The organism is Photobacterium toruni (genome assembly GCF_024529955.1).
Taxonomy (GTDB): domain Bacteria; phylum Pseudomonadota; class Gammaproteobacteria; order Enterobacterales; family Vibrionaceae; genus Photobacterium; species Photobacterium toruni.
In genome coordinates, this window is the sequence record NZ_AP024854.1 from 717,358 (window position 1) to 731,824 (window position 14,467).

General features: G+C 38.0%; 10 protein-coding genes and 8 tRNA genes. 14 read left to right on the forward strand and 4 right to left on the reverse strand.

The features are described 5' to 3' along the window. The first annotated feature begins 132 nt into the window (after positions 1-132). The 4 genes from OC457_RS03685 (at position 133) to OC457_RS03700 (ending at position 4,836) form a co-directional block, all read left to right on the forward strand. Entirely contained in the window at positions 133-1,491 is a 1,359-nt protein-coding gene (locus tag OC457_RS03685) for a Na+/H+ antiporter NhaC family protein (protein WP_080175910.1), read from the forward strand. Between the two features lie 310 nt (positions 1,492-1,801). Next, positions 1,802-3,475 carry a bifunctional UDP-sugar hydrolase/5'-nucleotidase UshA gene (gene ushA, locus OC457_RS03690; RefSeq protein WP_080175911.1) on the forward strand — a complete coding sequence of 558 codons (1,674 nt, stop codon included), beginning with the start codon at positions 1,802-1,804 and terminating at the stop codon, positions 3,473-3,475. A 202-nt stretch (positions 3,476-3,677) separates the two neighbouring features. Beyond that, entirely contained in the window at positions 3,678-4,157 is a 480-nt protein-coding gene (ybaK, locus tag OC457_RS03695) for a Cys-tRNA(Pro) deacylase (RefSeq protein WP_080175912.1), read from the forward strand. Positions 4,158-4,221: 64 nt separating this feature from the next. After that, positions 4,222-4,836 carry a LysE family translocator gene (locus tag OC457_RS03700; RefSeq protein ID WP_080175913.1) on the forward strand — a complete coding sequence of 205 codons (615 nt, stop codon included), beginning with the start codon at positions 4,222-4,224 and terminating at the stop codon, positions 4,834-4,836. 58 nt (positions 4,837-4,894) lie between these two features. On the opposite strand, the gene OC457_RS03705 is transcribed toward OC457_RS03700, so the two are convergent. Together OC457_RS03705 and smrA are read right to left on the reverse strand one after the other, a co-directional pair. Further along, positions 4,895-5,809 carry a DMT family transporter gene (locus OC457_RS03705; protein ID WP_080175914.1) on the reverse strand — a complete coding sequence of 305 codons (915 nt, stop codon included), beginning with the start codon at positions 5,807-5,809 and terminating at the stop codon, positions 4,895-4,897. A 169-nt stretch (positions 5,810-5,978) separates the two neighbouring features. Beyond that, the gene (gene smrA / locus OC457_RS03710) at positions 5,979-6,560 is read right to left on the reverse strand and encodes a DNA endonuclease SmrA (protein ID WP_080175915.1); all 582 of its coding nucleotides are present in this window, start codon (positions 6,558-6,560) and stop codon (positions 5,979-5,981) included. 437 nt (positions 6,561-6,997) lie between these two features. Here smrA and OC457_RS03715 point away from each other — a divergent pair. The 9 genes from OC457_RS03715 (at position 6,998) to uhpC (ending at position 9,928) form a co-directional block, all read left to right on the forward strand. After that, positions 6,998-7,074: transfer RNA gene (locus OC457_RS03715), tRNA-Pro, on the forward strand. Between the two features lie 176 nt (positions 7,075-7,250). Beyond that, positions 7,251-7,327 (forward strand) — tRNA-Pro (locus tag OC457_RS03720). Between the two features lie 9 nt (positions 7,328-7,336). Beyond that, positions 7,337-7,412: transfer RNA gene (locus tag OC457_RS03725), tRNA-His, on the forward strand. A 53-nt stretch (positions 7,413-7,465) separates the two neighbouring features. Next, positions 7,466-7,542 (forward strand) — tRNA-Pro (locus OC457_RS03730). A 178-nt stretch (positions 7,543-7,720) separates the two neighbouring features. Continuing rightward, positions 7,721-7,797, forward strand: a tRNA-Pro gene (locus OC457_RS03735). A gap of 178 nt (positions 7,798-7,975) precedes the next feature. After that, positions 7,976-8,052: transfer RNA gene (locus tag OC457_RS03740), tRNA-Pro, on the forward strand. A gap of 9 nt (positions 8,053-8,061) precedes the next feature. Next, positions 8,062-8,137, forward strand: a tRNA-His gene (locus tag OC457_RS03745). Positions 8,138-8,286: 149 nt separating this feature from the next. After that, positions 8,287-8,363: transfer RNA gene (locus OC457_RS03750), tRNA-Pro, on the forward strand. A gap of 275 nt (positions 8,364-8,638) precedes the next feature. Continuing rightward, positions 8,639-9,928: an MFS transporter family glucose-6-phosphate receptor UhpC gene (gene uhpC, locus OC457_RS03755; protein WP_080173337.1), complete on the forward strand. Its 1,290-nt coding sequence runs from the start codon at positions 8,639-8,641 to the stop codon at positions 9,926-9,928. 66 nt (positions 9,929-9,994) lie between these two features. Here the strand turns inward: uhpC and OC457_RS03760 are convergent, their stop codons facing one another. Next, positions 9,995-10,858 (reverse strand): TraB/GumN family protein, encoded by an 864-nt coding sequence (locus tag OC457_RS03760; RefSeq protein WP_080173338.1) that lies wholly within the window; start codon positions 10,856-10,858, stop codon positions 9,995-9,997. Between the two features lie 199 nt (positions 10,859-11,057). Beyond that, positions 11,058-13,949, reverse strand: coding sequence for a cation transporter (locus OC457_RS03765; RefSeq protein ID WP_080173339.1), 2,892 nt, complete (start codon positions 13,947-13,949; stop codon positions 11,058-11,060). Between the two features lie 105 nt (positions 13,950-14,054). Here OC457_RS03765 and cueR point away from each other — a divergent pair, with 105 nt between their 5' ends. Next, positions 14,055-14,447: a Cu(I)-responsive transcriptional regulator gene (gene cueR / locus OC457_RS03770; protein ID WP_080173687.1), complete on the forward strand. Its 393-nt coding sequence runs from the start codon at positions 14,055-14,057 to the stop codon at positions 14,445-14,447. Positions 14,448-14,467: the final 20 nt, after the last annotated feature.

Below are 14,467 nucleotides of genomic sequence, written 5' to 3' on the forward strand. Positions count from 1 at the left end.
AGTGGTTATTTTGATGCTTTGGTGTGAGTTAATTATCAATGTGTATATGGATGTTTAGACGTCTAGATGTTGACAGTGGTGACACATCCCATTAACCTAAGAGAAATTCTAAAATAGATATTCATTATCAGCATGTCAAACACAACTAAACTAGCATCAATAACACCTTCAGCATTGGCATTGCTGCCACTGGGGATCTTTTTATCCTTATTTATCGGAGTGGGTAGCTACCTTACTTATCAGGGTGTTGATTTCGCTTTTTATCAATTACCGTCACCTGTTGCAGCATTACCTGCTGTGATTGTGGCTATTTTACTTAGTAAAGAAAAATTAAACAAAGCAATAGAGCAATTTATCCGTGGGGTTGGTCATAGCGATATTATTGCAATGTGCATGATTTATTTATTAGCTGGTGCATTTGCAGCGGTAGCTAAAGCTTCTGGTGGTGTTGATGCTACGGTAAATTTAGGAATGGCAATATTACCTGCAAGTATGATTTTACCCGGTATTTTTGTCATTTCAGCATTTATCGCCACCTCTATGGGGACGTCTATGGGCACTATTGCAGCGGTAGCACCTGTTGCATTGGGAATCGCTCAAGCTGCTGGAATGGATATTGCGCTAACCGCTGGTGTTGTTCTTAGTGGTGCAATGTTTGGTGATAATTTATCTATTATTTCTGACACAACCATTGCTGCAACCCGCTCTCAAGGGTGTCAGATGAAAGATAAATTCCGCGAGAATATTAAAATCGCCTTACCAGCTGCAATAGTCACAATGGTATTGTTTGCTTTTAGTAGTTCAGTAACTACGTTACCAGCGGCAAGTTCTATTGAATGGCTTAAAGTTCTACCATATATCACTATTTTAATTCTTGCGGTTTCTGGGGTGAATGTTTTTGTTGTTCTGAGCTTAGGTATCGTACTTGCAGGTGGTGTTGGTCTATTCTCGATTGATAGCTATAGCTTAACGACATTTGGTAAAGATATTTATAGTGGCTTTGGCAATATGCAAGAAATCTTCTTACTTTCAATGCTTATTGGCGGTGTTAGTGAGTTAATGCGTCAGCAAGGTGGATTAGCATTTTTGACACAACTTATCAGTCGTGTGATTGGTAAATTTAGTTCAAAGCATAATGCATCAGAAAACTCACGAGCGAGTGAATTGGGTATTGCGAGTTTAGTGAGCTTAACTAACTGTTGTACAGCCAATAATACGGTGGCGATTATTGTTTCTGGTGGGGTTGCGCGTGAGTTAGCACAAGAAAATAGCGTGACACCACGTCGTTCTGCGAGCTTATTGGATATCTTCTCCTGTGTTATTCAAGGGATGCTGCCTTATGGCGCTCAGGCACTATTATTAGGTTCTGTTTTTAAGTTGTCACCATTAGAAATAGTCTCTCATTCTTACTATTGTTTCTTTTTAGCTATTTCAGCATTAATTGCGATTTTTATTCGTCGTTCAGCGACTAAATTTGAGAAAGTATTTTAATTTAGCTGTAATTGTTTTTAGAGACAAAATGGATTAATTGTTTTTCAAAAAGCTCGGCCTTGTCCGAGCTTTTTTTGTTGTTTGTGATCCACTATTCGTTTTGAATGCTGTAAAGGTGATCTTGGTTGCAAAATAATGACGTTATGACCTCGGTGATTTTCGATTCACTTACACTGAGCGCAATTATTTTTAAGCTGTTATTTATTAGTACTCTTTAATTAAATAACACGGTTATTTTGCATTAAATTTATTCGATTAAAACTCTTTTAAAGAGTGATTATCGATAATTAAAATCGCTGAGGTGGATAACATGAAACAACGTCTATTTGCTAAAACTGCATTAACTGCTGCTTTATTGGCGGTTATTTCTGGTTGTGCTGCACCGTCAGGTGATATTGCAACTAAATGGGATGCCAATAAAACTTATCGTATTACTATTTTGCATACCAATGATAATCATGGTCGTTTCTGGCAAAACCAAAATGGTGAATATGGAATGGCTGCACGTAAAACGTTGTTAGATAATATTCGCGCAGAAGTAAAAGCTGAAGGTGGTACAACACTACTGCTTTCTGGTGGGGATATTAATACCGGTGTGCCCGAATCTGATCTACAAGATGCTGAGCCTGATTTTAAGGGGATGAACCTGCTAGGTTATGATGCAATGGCATTAGGAAATCATGAGTTTGATAACCCACTGGATGTATTACGTAAGCAGCAACAATGGGCGAAGTTCCCAATGTTATCAGCCAATATTTACGATAAAAAAACCGGTAAACGGCTATTTCAGCCCTATCAAATTTTTGAGCAGCAAGGGATTAAAATTGCTGTGATTGGATTAACGACAGAAGATACCGCTAAAATTGGTAATCCAGAATATATTGGTGCCATTGAATTTCGTGATCCAAAAGTAGAAGCTAAAAAAGTGATCACTGAACTTGAAGCCAATGAAAAGCCAGATGTGATTATTGCCGCGACCCATATGGGGCACTATGAGGATGGTAAACGGGGTATTAATGCGCCTGGTGATGTAGCGTTAGCACGTTACATGCTGCCTGGTGATTTGGATATGATTGTAGGTGGTCACTCACAAGAACCTGTGTGTATGGAATCACCAAATAAAAATAATAGTAATTTTAAGCCGGGTGATAAGTGTACGCCTGATCAACAAAATGGAACATGGATAGTACAAGCACACGAATGGGGTAAATATGTTGGTCGTGCTGATTTTGAATTTCAAAATGGAGAATTAAATTTAATTAGTTATGATTTAGTGCCAGTAAATTTAAAGAAAAAAATTAAATTAGAAGATGGCAGCCAAAAACGGGTGTTTATTCAAAATGAAATTCAACAAAATCCAGACGTACTATCGTTTTTAACGCCATTTCAAGAAAAAGGTCAAGCACAACTAACGGTTAAAATTGCACAATCTAACGGTAAGTTAGAAGGGGATCGTAATGTGGTTCGTTACCAGCAAACAAACCTCGGGCGTTTAATTGCAGCGTCACACATGCAGCGCGCTAAGGCTGATTTTGCGGTAATGAACTCTGGTGGTGTACGAGATTCAATTAATGGTGGTGATATTACTTATAAAGATGTGCTAACAGTACAGCCATTTGGCAATATCGTGTCTTATGTTGATATGTCAGGGAAAGAAGTTTTAGACTATTTAAATGTAGTTGCAACTAAGCCTATTGATTCAGGCGCTTATGCTCAATTTTATGGCGTCACCATGACCGTTGCGAATGGTGAAGTGAATGATGTTAAGATCGGTGGCAAACCAATATTAATGAATAAGACTTATCGTTTTACGGTACCAAGCTTTAATGCTGCAGGTGGTGATGGCTATCCTAAAATTAATAAACATTCAGGTTATGTAAATACTGGTTTTGTGGATGCTGAAGTTTTAAAAGAATTTTTACAAAAGAATAGTCCAATTGATGTTAATAAATACACGCCAAAAGGTGAGATTATTTATAAATAATTGATAGCTATTGTTAGAATTTATTTTTTACGGCGCTGAAAATTCAGCGCCGTTTTTTTTATACTTTTTAAATAATATATCTCGGTATATAGTTCTGTTTTGGTAAACAGATGTTGTTAGCTTCTTTGATCAATATTTTTTGATATACAAAGGGGAGCTAATTACAACTGTTTGATTAATCAATGTTGTAAGAGAAAACGTTATGACACCTGCAATTAAATTAGCGAAAAAAAATAAAATTGAATTTCAAGTTCACCAATATGAGCATGATCCCGCTAATAATAACTTTGGGCATGAAGCCGCTGAAATTTTAGGATTAGATCCTCATCGAGTATTTAAAACATTATTATTTGCATTAAATGGTGATCCTAAAAATTTAGCCGTTGCAGTTGTGCCTGTTGCTGGAATGCTTGATTTAAAGGCTGCTGCGAAAGCGGCGGGGGGGAAAAAAGCTGAAATGGCAGATCCTAAGTTAGCTGAAAAAGTAACGGGTTATATTGTGGGTGGTATTAGTCCCTTGGGACAGAAAAAACGGTTACCTACTTTTGTTGATAGTAGTGCTGAGCAGTTTGAAACGATTTGTGTTAGTGCCGGTCGTCGTGGTTTAGAGATAGAATTAGCAGCGCAAGATTTAGTGACGTTAACGGGTGGTCATTTTGCCACGATAGCCAAACAAGATTAAGTAATAATAAATAATTGGGGTAGTAAAGGATCCCGATGTATTCATTGATAAAAGGATCTTAACAATGACTCTCAGTATTTGGTTTTCTTTATTACTCATTTGTTTGTTAGGTGCGATGTCTCCAGGACCAAGTTTAGCTGTAGTGGCTAAGCATAGTTTATCGAGTGGACGTTGGCATGGGGTTGTTGCTGCATGGGCTCATGCTTGTGGCGTTGGTTTTTATGCATTGCTTACCTTATTAGGTTTAGCTGTAGTGCTACACCAATCACCATTGTTATTTACTAGTGTCAGTTATGCTGGTGCTGGATATTTAGCGTATTTAGGTATTAATGCATTACGTTCTAGAGGTGGTGTTGCTGCTAAATTGGCTCAAAGTAAATCAACGACATTGCTTGAAGCGGCACGAGATGGAGTGATGATCTCACTATTTAATCCTAAATTAGCCTTATTTTTTTTAGCTTTGTTTAGTCAATTTGTTGAAGTCGGCAATGAAACATCATCAAAAGCTATTCTTATTATTACACCACTGCTGGTGGATGGATTATGGTATACGTTAATTGCCTGTATTTTATCTTATTCACGCGTTCTTACTGTTTTAAGAACGAAAGCACAGTTAATCGATCGTTTGTCAGGGGGTGTTTTATTGGGTTTAGCATGTCGAGTCGTATGGATGATTTAATGATAAAAGGTCGAACTGAGTTCGACCATGGATAATATGATTAGGCACTAAGTGGATATTAACAGTTTGGTTGGCCTCTTTTTTTTTGCAACCAAATAGGAACAAAAGTATTTAAGATAGTGGCTAATATAATTAAACATACACCAACGATTTTGTTCCATGACATTGGATGGTTGAAGAACATAAATTGCCAAATTGCAGAAAAAATTAAATTAGTAAAAATAATTGGGGCTAATTGTGATCCTGATTCTACGAGTTGATAAGCTTTAGCGCGGAAGACTTGAGTATTAACAGTACATACTGCCATAAAGAGTAATAGTAATAATAGAGGATGCTGCCAGCCGGTTAGAGTGTGCCATTCTGTTGTCGTTGTTATTGGTGACAACATTAAAAATGGTATTAAAAAGATTGAAGCAATAATAAAGCTCCAAGCACTTACACCTAAAGGGGTCAAATTACTTTTACTTGAACGATACATTGCCACTTGTGAGCCTGCATTAAAGATACCACCCGCTAAACCGAGTAATAAACTGCCTCCGAACTGCATTTGTTCAAGATTACCTGCAATAAAAAGTAAGCCTGAAAATGTAATACCTAAATTAATAATAATGAGGCGTTTGATCGGTGTTTTAAAAAAGATACGTTCTAAAATAGGAACAAATAAAGGACTCGTACCAAATAAAACTACCGCTTCAACAAGGCTAAGATGTTTAATGGATGCAAGAAAACAAAGTTGACTGCCTGTAATACAAATGCCACGAACGACTAAACTACGCCAAGCTTGTTTATTGGGGTGTGACCATTGAGTGATGACCATTAACCAAAAGGCAAGAATTGCAGGGAATAACAAACGGAAAAAGCATAACCATGCAGGGTCAAAGCTGTGGGTTAGCCATTTAGCTAATAATCCTGTTACTGATAAGCTAAAAGTAGATACTAACATTAGCAGCATTGGTCGTATTTCTGAGTTCATGAATAATCTCCTAGGGCGGCGACTTTACTTAAATTGTATGATAAATAAATTCAAAATAATTTAACCCTAGGATATATTTATTTGACCGTTTTGCTAATCGTCTATTTTAAACAACAATAATAAATATTAATTATATTTATCAATTGGTTATTTTCTTTCTTATCTGTTTTTAGGCGTCGCGATGGTTTAAATGTCGATCTCGAGTCTGTTGTTTCTTTTCTGCACTTTTCTTGATCATAACGTAGAGTGCTCCCGTTCCTCCGTGTTGCCGCTGCGCTGAATGAAAACAAAGCACATCAGAAATTTGCTCTAGCCATGTGGTGACAAAACTTTTCATTAATGCGGGAGGATTACTTCGTTCGCCTTTACCATGAACAATCATAACAGTGCGAATATCTAACCGTTGGGATTGTTTTAAAAAAGCCAATACTTCATCACGAGCTTGAGATAAGGTTTTTTTATGAAGATCTAAACGAGCGTGAATATCATATTTTCCTTGTCGCATTTTCTTAAATACGGCCAATTGGACACCATCACGTTTGAATTCAATCATGTCATCAGGCTTTATCATCTTCGCGTTATCAAGAGAAAGATAATCAATATTACCATTTGCTAGTGTTTGTGCCGCAAGACGTCGAGCAAGTTGAGCTTCAGATACTTGGTATTTTTGTTGGATTAAAACAGTATCTTGTTTTATCGGCGCTACGTCGGCCATCATCTCTTTAAAGAGATCTAATTCATTATTAGACATAATAGGCTCACTATAATTAAGCAATAATTTCAGTATACCTGTGCTTAATTGAAACAAAAGTGAATATATTAAGAAAGATAAAGGCAGATATTTAAGGGTTTAAGCGCTTAAATTTATTTAATATCAACAATGTCGTGTAAGAATATTTATTCTTAAGAAGATAGAAATATGGCTCACAAGGGGTAGTTGATTGTATTTTATACAGAATAAACTATTTTTAACCGCTAAAATCGCTGGTTTAATGCGCATATATTTTAGTTACAAAAAAAATACCGTATAGGGGTTGCTAAAATAAAAATGGCGAGTATTATAAGCGACCTCAACGACGCACAGCGCGTTGAAATATCGGTGATTAGCGTAGTTTGATAACGCATCTCTGATGTTAGGAATAGCGAGCCAGAGGGTTTACCTTCCAGCAGCATTCCTAAAAAATTAGTCGGTGAATAGCGCAGTTTGGTAGCGCATCTGGTTTGGGACCAGAGGGTCGGGGGTTCGAATCCCTCTTCACCGACCACTATTTAAATAGTAGTGGTTTATAAAATCATTATTATCAGAGAACGCGTTAATTAATAACACTTCTCAAAAGAATTAAGTCAGTGAATAGCGTAGTTTGATAGCGTATCTCTGATGTTAGGAATAGCGGACCAGAGGGTTGACCCTTTTAACAGCGTTCCTAGAAAAGAATTAAGTCGGTGAATAGCGCAGTTTGGTAGCGCATCTGGTTTGGGACCAGAGGGTCGGGGGTTCGAATCCCTCTTCACCGACCACTTACAATGGTGGCTATAGCTCAGTTGGTAGAGTCCCGGATTGTGATTCCGGTTGTCGCGAGTTCAAGCCTCGTTAGCCACCCCATTATTTAGGTTATCTTGTTAAGATACCTTGGCTTTGTAAGCCTAAAACATTGTCGGTGAATAGCGCAGTTTGGTAGCGCATCTGGTTTGGGACCAGAGGGTCGGGGGTTCGAATCCCTCTTCACCGACCACTATTTAAAAGTAGTGGTTTATTAAAACCATTATTAGAGAATATGCAGTTTATTTAATTATATTTCTCAGCAAAGAATTAAGTCGGTGAATAGCGCAGTTTGATAGCGCATCTCTGATGTTAGGAATAGCGGACCAGAGGGTTGACCCTTTTAACAGCGTTCCTAGAAAAGAATTAGTCGGTGAATAGCGCAGTTTGGTAGCGCATCTGGTTTGGGACCAGAGGGTCGGGGGTTCGAATCCCTCTTCACCGACCACTATTTAAAAGTAGTGGTTTATTAAAACCATTATTAGAGAATATGCGGTTTATTTAATTGTAATTCTCAGCAAAGAATTAGTCGGTGAATAGCGCAGTTTGATAGCGCATCTCTGATGTTAGGAATAGCGGGCCAGAGGGTTGACCCTTTTAACAGCGTTCCTAGAAAAGAATTAAGTCGGTGAATAGCGCAGTTTGGTAGCGCATCTGGTTTGGGACCAGAGGGTCGGGGGTTCGAATCCCTCTTCACCGACCACTTACAATGGTGGCTATAGCTCAGTTGGTAGAGTCCCGGATTGTGATTCCGGTTGTCGCGAGTTCAAGCCTCGTTAGCCACCCCATTATTTAGGTTATCTTGTTAAGAGACCTTGGCCTTGTAAGCCTAAAACATTGTCGGTGAATAGCGCAATTTGATAGCGCATCTCTGATGTTAGGAATAGCGGACCAGAGGGTTGACCCTTTTAACAGCGTTCCTAGAAAAGAATTAAGTCGGTGAATAGCGCAGTTTGGTAGCGCATCTGGTTTGGGACCAGAGGGTCGGGGGTTCGAATCCCTCTTCACCGACCACTATTAAGAAACCTGAATCGAAAGATTCAGGTTTTTTTTCGTCTATATAAAATGGATAGTCGTTGGTATGACCGGAGGGTGAGGGTTCACTGGCAATAGAACCTAGGCTTTTCACTAACTAGTATTAAGAAAACCTGAGTCGAAAGATTCAGGTTTTTTCTGTTAAAAGTGGTTCATACATTATTTGGAAGAATAGATATTCGTCACATAAATAATTCCATTTAGGAATATTATTTAGCAAATAATTACTTTTATTCAATATTTGTAGGTGTGTTATGTCAGTTTCTTCTATTAAGAGTGATCATGTAATCGATACAACGTATAGAAAATGGCGGGTTAAGATATTAATCGGTATGTATGTTGGTTATACCGCATATTATTTTACTCGAAAAAGTTTGAATTTTATCGCACCAACATTATTAGATTCATTAATTTTAGATAAAGAAACTCTCGGGTTAATGGGTACATTATTCTATATTGTGTATGGCTTATCTAAATTCTTTTCTGGCATTATTAGTGACAAATCAAACCCTCGCTGGTTCATGGGGGGAGGATTAATTATTACAGGCTTAGTTAATATCGCTTTTGGACTTAGTTCTTCCGTCACATTATTTATTTCATTGTGGGTGGTGAATGCTTATTTTCAAGGTTGGGGGTGGGCTCCTTGTTCTAAACTACTAACCAGTTGGTATTCTAAATCTGAACGTGGTACATGGTGGTCAATTCAAAATACCTCTCATAATTTAGGTGGTGCCTTAATTCCAATTATTGTGGGGGTAATCACTCTGCATTATGGGTGGCGTTTTGGTATGGTTGTTCCTGGGTGTCTTGCTATTCTGTGTGGTCTTTTTGTTTGTTGGCGTTTACGTGATAAGCCTGAAACCATGGGATTACCAACAGTTGGTGAATGGCGACATGATGAGTTAGAAATACAGCAAGAAAAAGCGAGTATTAAAGCAGATACTAGGACAATAATTTTAAATTATATATTAAAGAATAAAGCTATCTGGTTGTTAGCAATGGCATATATTTTAGTTTATATCGTTCGAACATCAATTAATGATTGGAGTAATATTTATTTAACTGAAATGCGTGGTTTTGATATATTAACATCAAATTCAACAATTAGTTTTTTTGAAATTGGTGGTTTTGTTGGTTCTCTTTTTGCTGGATGGGGATCTGATTATTTTTTTAATGGTCGCCGCGCTCCTATTAACGTTATTTTTTCAATTGGCGTTATCTTTACTATGTTCTGTTTATGGAATTTTAATTCAGCCTCACATCCTATTTATTGTATCATCTATTTTATGAGCGGCTTTTTTATTTTTGGTCCTCAGATGTTAATTGGTATTATGGCGGCAGAATCGTCACATAAAGATGCTGCAGGTGCAGCTGTGGGGTTTGTTAGTTTATTTGGTTATATTGGTGCCGCATTATCAGGATACCCTGTGGCAAAAATTATTGAAATTTATCATTGGCAAGGTTTTTTTACTTTGATATTTATTGCTTCAATATTTGCATCTGCTTTCTTAGTTCCATTTTTATTTCTTAAAAAGAAGATTTAATTAAATAGAATATAAAGTCACTACTACTAAATATATTAAGTAAGTTCAAAGTAGTGACTTTTTATCTTACTGACACTCAGCCTTTGTCCCAGAGGTCATCCGCTCAACCTTAAAGCCTTGTTGTTTCATTAAATTAGGTAATCCTTGTTCACCAATTAAATGGAATGCACCCACGACAAGCATAAATTTGCCTGATTGATAGGACGTGTCTTTTGTCAATGTTTCGGCCCAGCGCTGATTACGCTTAAAAATTAAAGCATCATCGGTTGTTGGATCAAATTGGCTCTCTTGGAAAAGCTGTTCAAGTTTATCGCTGTCGCCGTGTTGCCATACTTTAATTAGGCAGCGTAATGATGATTGTGTTTTTTCCCACTCATTAATGGTTTCAGCCAGCATTGGTGCGCCATTCTCTGGTAGATTCTCAAGCATATCAAATTGCTGACTAACACTTTCTAATTCATGGATTGGGAGGTTTTGCTGCTGGGCGCGCTGTAACAATACATAATCGATACCATAGTCTGATTTAAGGTTGAGTTTATCAGCTAGCGCTAGTTGTAGTGTTACTGCCGTTAACCATGGTGGCTGTTGTAATAATGGCTCAAAGGGAATATTTAATTTTATGGCGATTTTTTTTAATTGGCTGAATGCGGGTGTAGGTAATACTTGGTGAGTAAATGGCGGGGCTAGCGTAGGCACAGCAGTTGATTGTTGTAATATATTGGCCTCTACAATTAAGGCATCCGCTTGTTGCCATTGTTCAAGAAATATATTTGGCAGCGGAAACATTGCCTCTTTACCCGCGTGAATAGAACCTAAAACATAAAACTCACGCTGTTGATCATGAATTTTCCAAATAATAGGATCGGCAAGTACTGGTTGAGAAATAAAAGGCAGTACTAATAATGCTTTTGATAAGAGGGCTTTGAACATGTGTACCACCAATTAAGTAATATTAATTAAGTTATACCAAAGATTGATAAAAAATGAGATCAAAAAAGGCTACCGAAGTAGCCTTAATATGATTATTAAGTTATTGGAATAGTCTTATTTTGAATTACGAGAGCTTGGATTAAGCCAAAACCACCAGACAATAAATCCAATTGCAGCAACGCCTAATAATAAACACATATTATTTCTCCTGATCTTGTCGGCTTGGCTTAAATAAACGTAATCGATTAGCATTACTTACTACTGTGATGGATGATAACGCCATTGCTGCCCCTGCAATAACAGGACTAAGCAGTGTTCCTGTTAAAGGGAATAACACTCCCGCGGCAATTGGAATACCTAATGTGTTGTAAATAAAGGCACCAAATAGGTTCTCTTTGATATTGCGTAATGTTGCTTTTGATAACTCTAGCGCATCAGCAACACCGTGTAGTGAGTGGCGCATTAGCGTAAATTGCGCACTTTCAATCGCAACATCTGTGCCACTACCCATTGCAATACCGACTTCAGCCAGTGCAAGGGCAGGTGCATCATTAATACCATCGCCCACCATAACTACACGTCGACCTTGTTGCTGTAATAAGGTGATTTGTGCAGCTTTGCCATCGGGTAATACTTCCGCTACAACATCTGTGATACCCAGTTTATTCGCAATAACTTGCGCTGTTTTAACACTGTCACCTGTTAACATAACGACTTTAAGACCCATTTTTTGCATTCGTTTAACGGCAGAAAGTGAATCTTTACGTAATGGATCACTAATACCAATAATCCCCGCTAAAACGCCATTTTGTGCAAGATAGACAGGCGTTGCACCTTGATTGGCAATAAAATCAAAATCTTTTTCAGCTTGATTAATAGTAATGTCATTTTGAATCATGAAGTTAGCATTACCTAATAGCAGATTGTGCTGATCTACTGTGCCTGATACACCTAGGCCTGAATAGGTCATAAAATCACTATGTGAAGACAGTGGTAATTGCTGCTGTTGAGCTGATTTAACAATAGCATTGGCAAGAGGGTGTTCAGAACCTTGTTCTAAACTTGCGGCTAATTGAATTAGCTGTTCACGAGTTAACGCGTTATATATTTTATAATCAACAACTTGTGGTTTACCTTCTGTTAATGTACCTGTTTTATCTAATACCACAGTATCAATACTTGCGGCCTGCTGCATGGCTTCAGCATCTTTAATGAGAATACCAAGTTCTGCTGCACGTCCAACACCAACAGTTACTGACATTGGTGTTGCTAAACCAAGAGCACACGGACAAGCAATAATAAGTACGGTTGTTGCAGCCACTAGCATATAAACGGAAGCGGGTTGCGGACCAAAATAATACCAAGCCATGGCGGTTATTATGGCGATGATCATAACACTTGGTACAAAGACACTTGAGATAGTATCAGCTAATCGTGCTAGTGCAGGCTTACTGCTTTGTGCTTGGCGGACTAATTGAATAATACGTGCCAGCATGGTGTCACTGCCAATATGTTCAGCTTTAAAAAGCAAACTACCTTGCTGATTAATCGTACCTGCACGTACATGATCGCCTGTTTTCTTATGTATTGCGAGTGGCTCACCCGTTAGCATTGATTCGTCAAGGTAACTTGTTCCTTCGATGACAATACCATCTACCGCAACTTTAGCTCCTGGTTTTAAACGTAAAGTCATTCCAGCAGTTACAGCACTAAGAGGGCGTTCTATTTCTTGTCCATTTTCAACCACAATGGCAGTTTGAGGTTGAAGATCAATTAAGCGCTCTAGAGCTTTTGAAGTACGGCTACGCGCACGAGCTTCTAATGCATGACCAATAGTGATTAAACCAATGATCATTGCTGATGCTTCAAAATAGACATGACGAGCAGCTAATGGGAATATATTAGGCGCAATAACAACCGTCATTGAAAATAGCCATGCTGCACCTGTGCCTAATGCAACGAGGGTATCCATGGTTGCGCGATGGTGAAGGAATGCTTTCCAACTATTAATATAGAAATCTTTACCTGCAGTGACTAACAATGCTAATGTTATCAGTCCAATAATGCCCCAACTTATTTGGCTCGTTGTTGAGTCAATCACCATACTTCCGCCAAACAGTCCCCATGCCATTAATGGCACACCTAATGCGAGAGAGGCGGTAGCATTACGGATATGGGTTTTAAATGTTTGTTGGTTTTGTTGTTGCTGGCGAATACGACGAGTTTGGTCATCTTCACTTTCTTCTGCGCCATAGCCTGCATTTTCAATCGCCATTATGATCGCTTGTGACGGTGCTTGGCCGTAAATTAAAGCGGTACGCTCAGCGAGGTTAACATTTACATTTGTAACGCCGTTAACAGCCTTGATGGCCTTCTCTACTGATGCAACACAACTAGCACAAGTTAATCCAGATAGAAGTAATTGAGTTGCCTTGCCTTGGGGGGCGATAATTGGCTCAGGCTCAGGGGTTATAAGTGTATCAGCTTCAATTGTTGTTGGTTGAATATCAGTATTTAATGCTGCTTGATAGCCAGTTGTTATTACTATGGCGATAATATCGTCGGCACTGAGGGGCGTTATTAGACTAAGGGTATTTTTATCTAGTGTAATAATCTCGATATTGTCTTGAGTTAATGCGGTGGTCAATTTAGCCACACATTTACCGCAAGAAAGACCGTTTAATGTAAAATCATAATGTTGTGGTGTTGAATTTGTGATGACTTGATAGCCTAATTCAACAATTATATTAGTTAGTGCTTGCTCACTGATTGCGCCATAAACATCAGCCAATTGCTGAGTAATATCAAAGTGTGCAATGTCATGACGTTCTTTTAAGGCTTGCTCTATTTTTGCCACACAACGACCGCAAGATAATCCGGCTAGCGATAATTGATAGTGGAAGCCAACTTGATAGCCTAGTGCTGAAATTGCATCAAACAAATCAGGTAAAGAGCTGTCTATAGATACTGTTAACTGGTCAGTATTTATATCAATAAGTTGAATATTAGGTAATGGGCTAATAGCATCACGAATTTTATTAACGCAATGCATGCAGCGTACATTGGCAAGAGGAAGAGTTATTGTATTCATGTGCTCGCCTTTTTATGCTTAGATGAAATAATAGACCTAGCATAATCCTTCCAGTAACTATAATGTCAAGAGTTGTTTTTAATTAAAGAGGAATGTTCAGTAATGATGAGTATTAGTGACGTTGCAAAACAGACTGGATTAACGGCTAAAACGATTCGTTTTTATGAAAGTAAAGGTGTGATCAGTGCAGCCCCACGAGGGACTAATGGCTATCGTTATTATAATGAAAGTCATATTTCAGAGTTGTTATTGATAAAACGTTCTCGAATGATTGGTTTTTCTTTAGATGAGTGCCAACAGTTATTAGCACTATCAACGAATCCTGATCGTCATAGTCGAGATGTAAAGCAAAAAGCACAACAAAAATTGATAGAAATTGATCATAAAATTGAAGAATTAAAACAAATTAAGCTGACATTAGCAGCGTTAACGGATCAGTGTCCTGGAGATAAAAGTGCACATTGTCCTATTCTTGATGGTTTAACTAAAAACGGCTAAATACGATGTTGAAAAAAGTA

Excerpts from the sequence above, each read along its gene's own strand:
- ybaK (WP_080175912.1), top strand. The coding sequence starts at position 3,678 with ATGACACCTGCAATTAAATTAGCGAAAAAAAATAAAATTGAATTTCAA.
- OC457_RS03700 (WP_080175913.1), top strand. The coding sequence starts at position 4,222 with ATGACTCTCAGTATTTGGTTTTCTTTATTACTCATTTGTTTGTTAGGT.
- ushA (WP_080175911.1), top strand. The coding sequence starts at position 1,802 with ATGAAACAACGTCTATTTGCTAAAACTGCATTAACTGCTGCTTTATTG.
- smrA (WP_080175915.1), bottom strand. The coding sequence starts at position 6,560 with ATGTCTAATAATGAATTAGATCTCTTTAAAGAGATGATGGCCGACGTA.
- OC457_RS03760 (WP_080173338.1), bottom strand. The coding sequence starts at position 10,858 with ATGTTCAAAGCCCTCTTATCAAAAGCATTATTAGTACTGCCTTTTATT.
- OC457_RS03705 (WP_080175914.1), bottom strand. The coding sequence starts at position 5,809 with ATGAACTCAGAAATACGACCAATGCTGCTAATGTTAGTATCTACTTTT.
- uhpC (WP_080173337.1), top strand. The coding sequence starts at position 8,639 with ATGTCAGTTTCTTCTATTAAGAGTGATCATGTAATCGATACAACGTAT.
- cueR (WP_080173687.1), top strand. The coding sequence starts at position 14,055 with ATGAGTATTAGTGACGTTGCAAAACAGACTGGATTAACGGCTAAAACG.
- OC457_RS03685 (WP_080175910.1), top strand. The coding sequence starts at position 133 with ATGTCAAACACAACTAAACTAGCATCAATAACACCTTCAGCATTGGCA.
- OC457_RS03765 (WP_080173339.1), bottom strand. The coding sequence starts at position 13,949 with ATGAATACAATAACTCTTCCTCTTGCCAATGTACGCTGCATGCATTGC.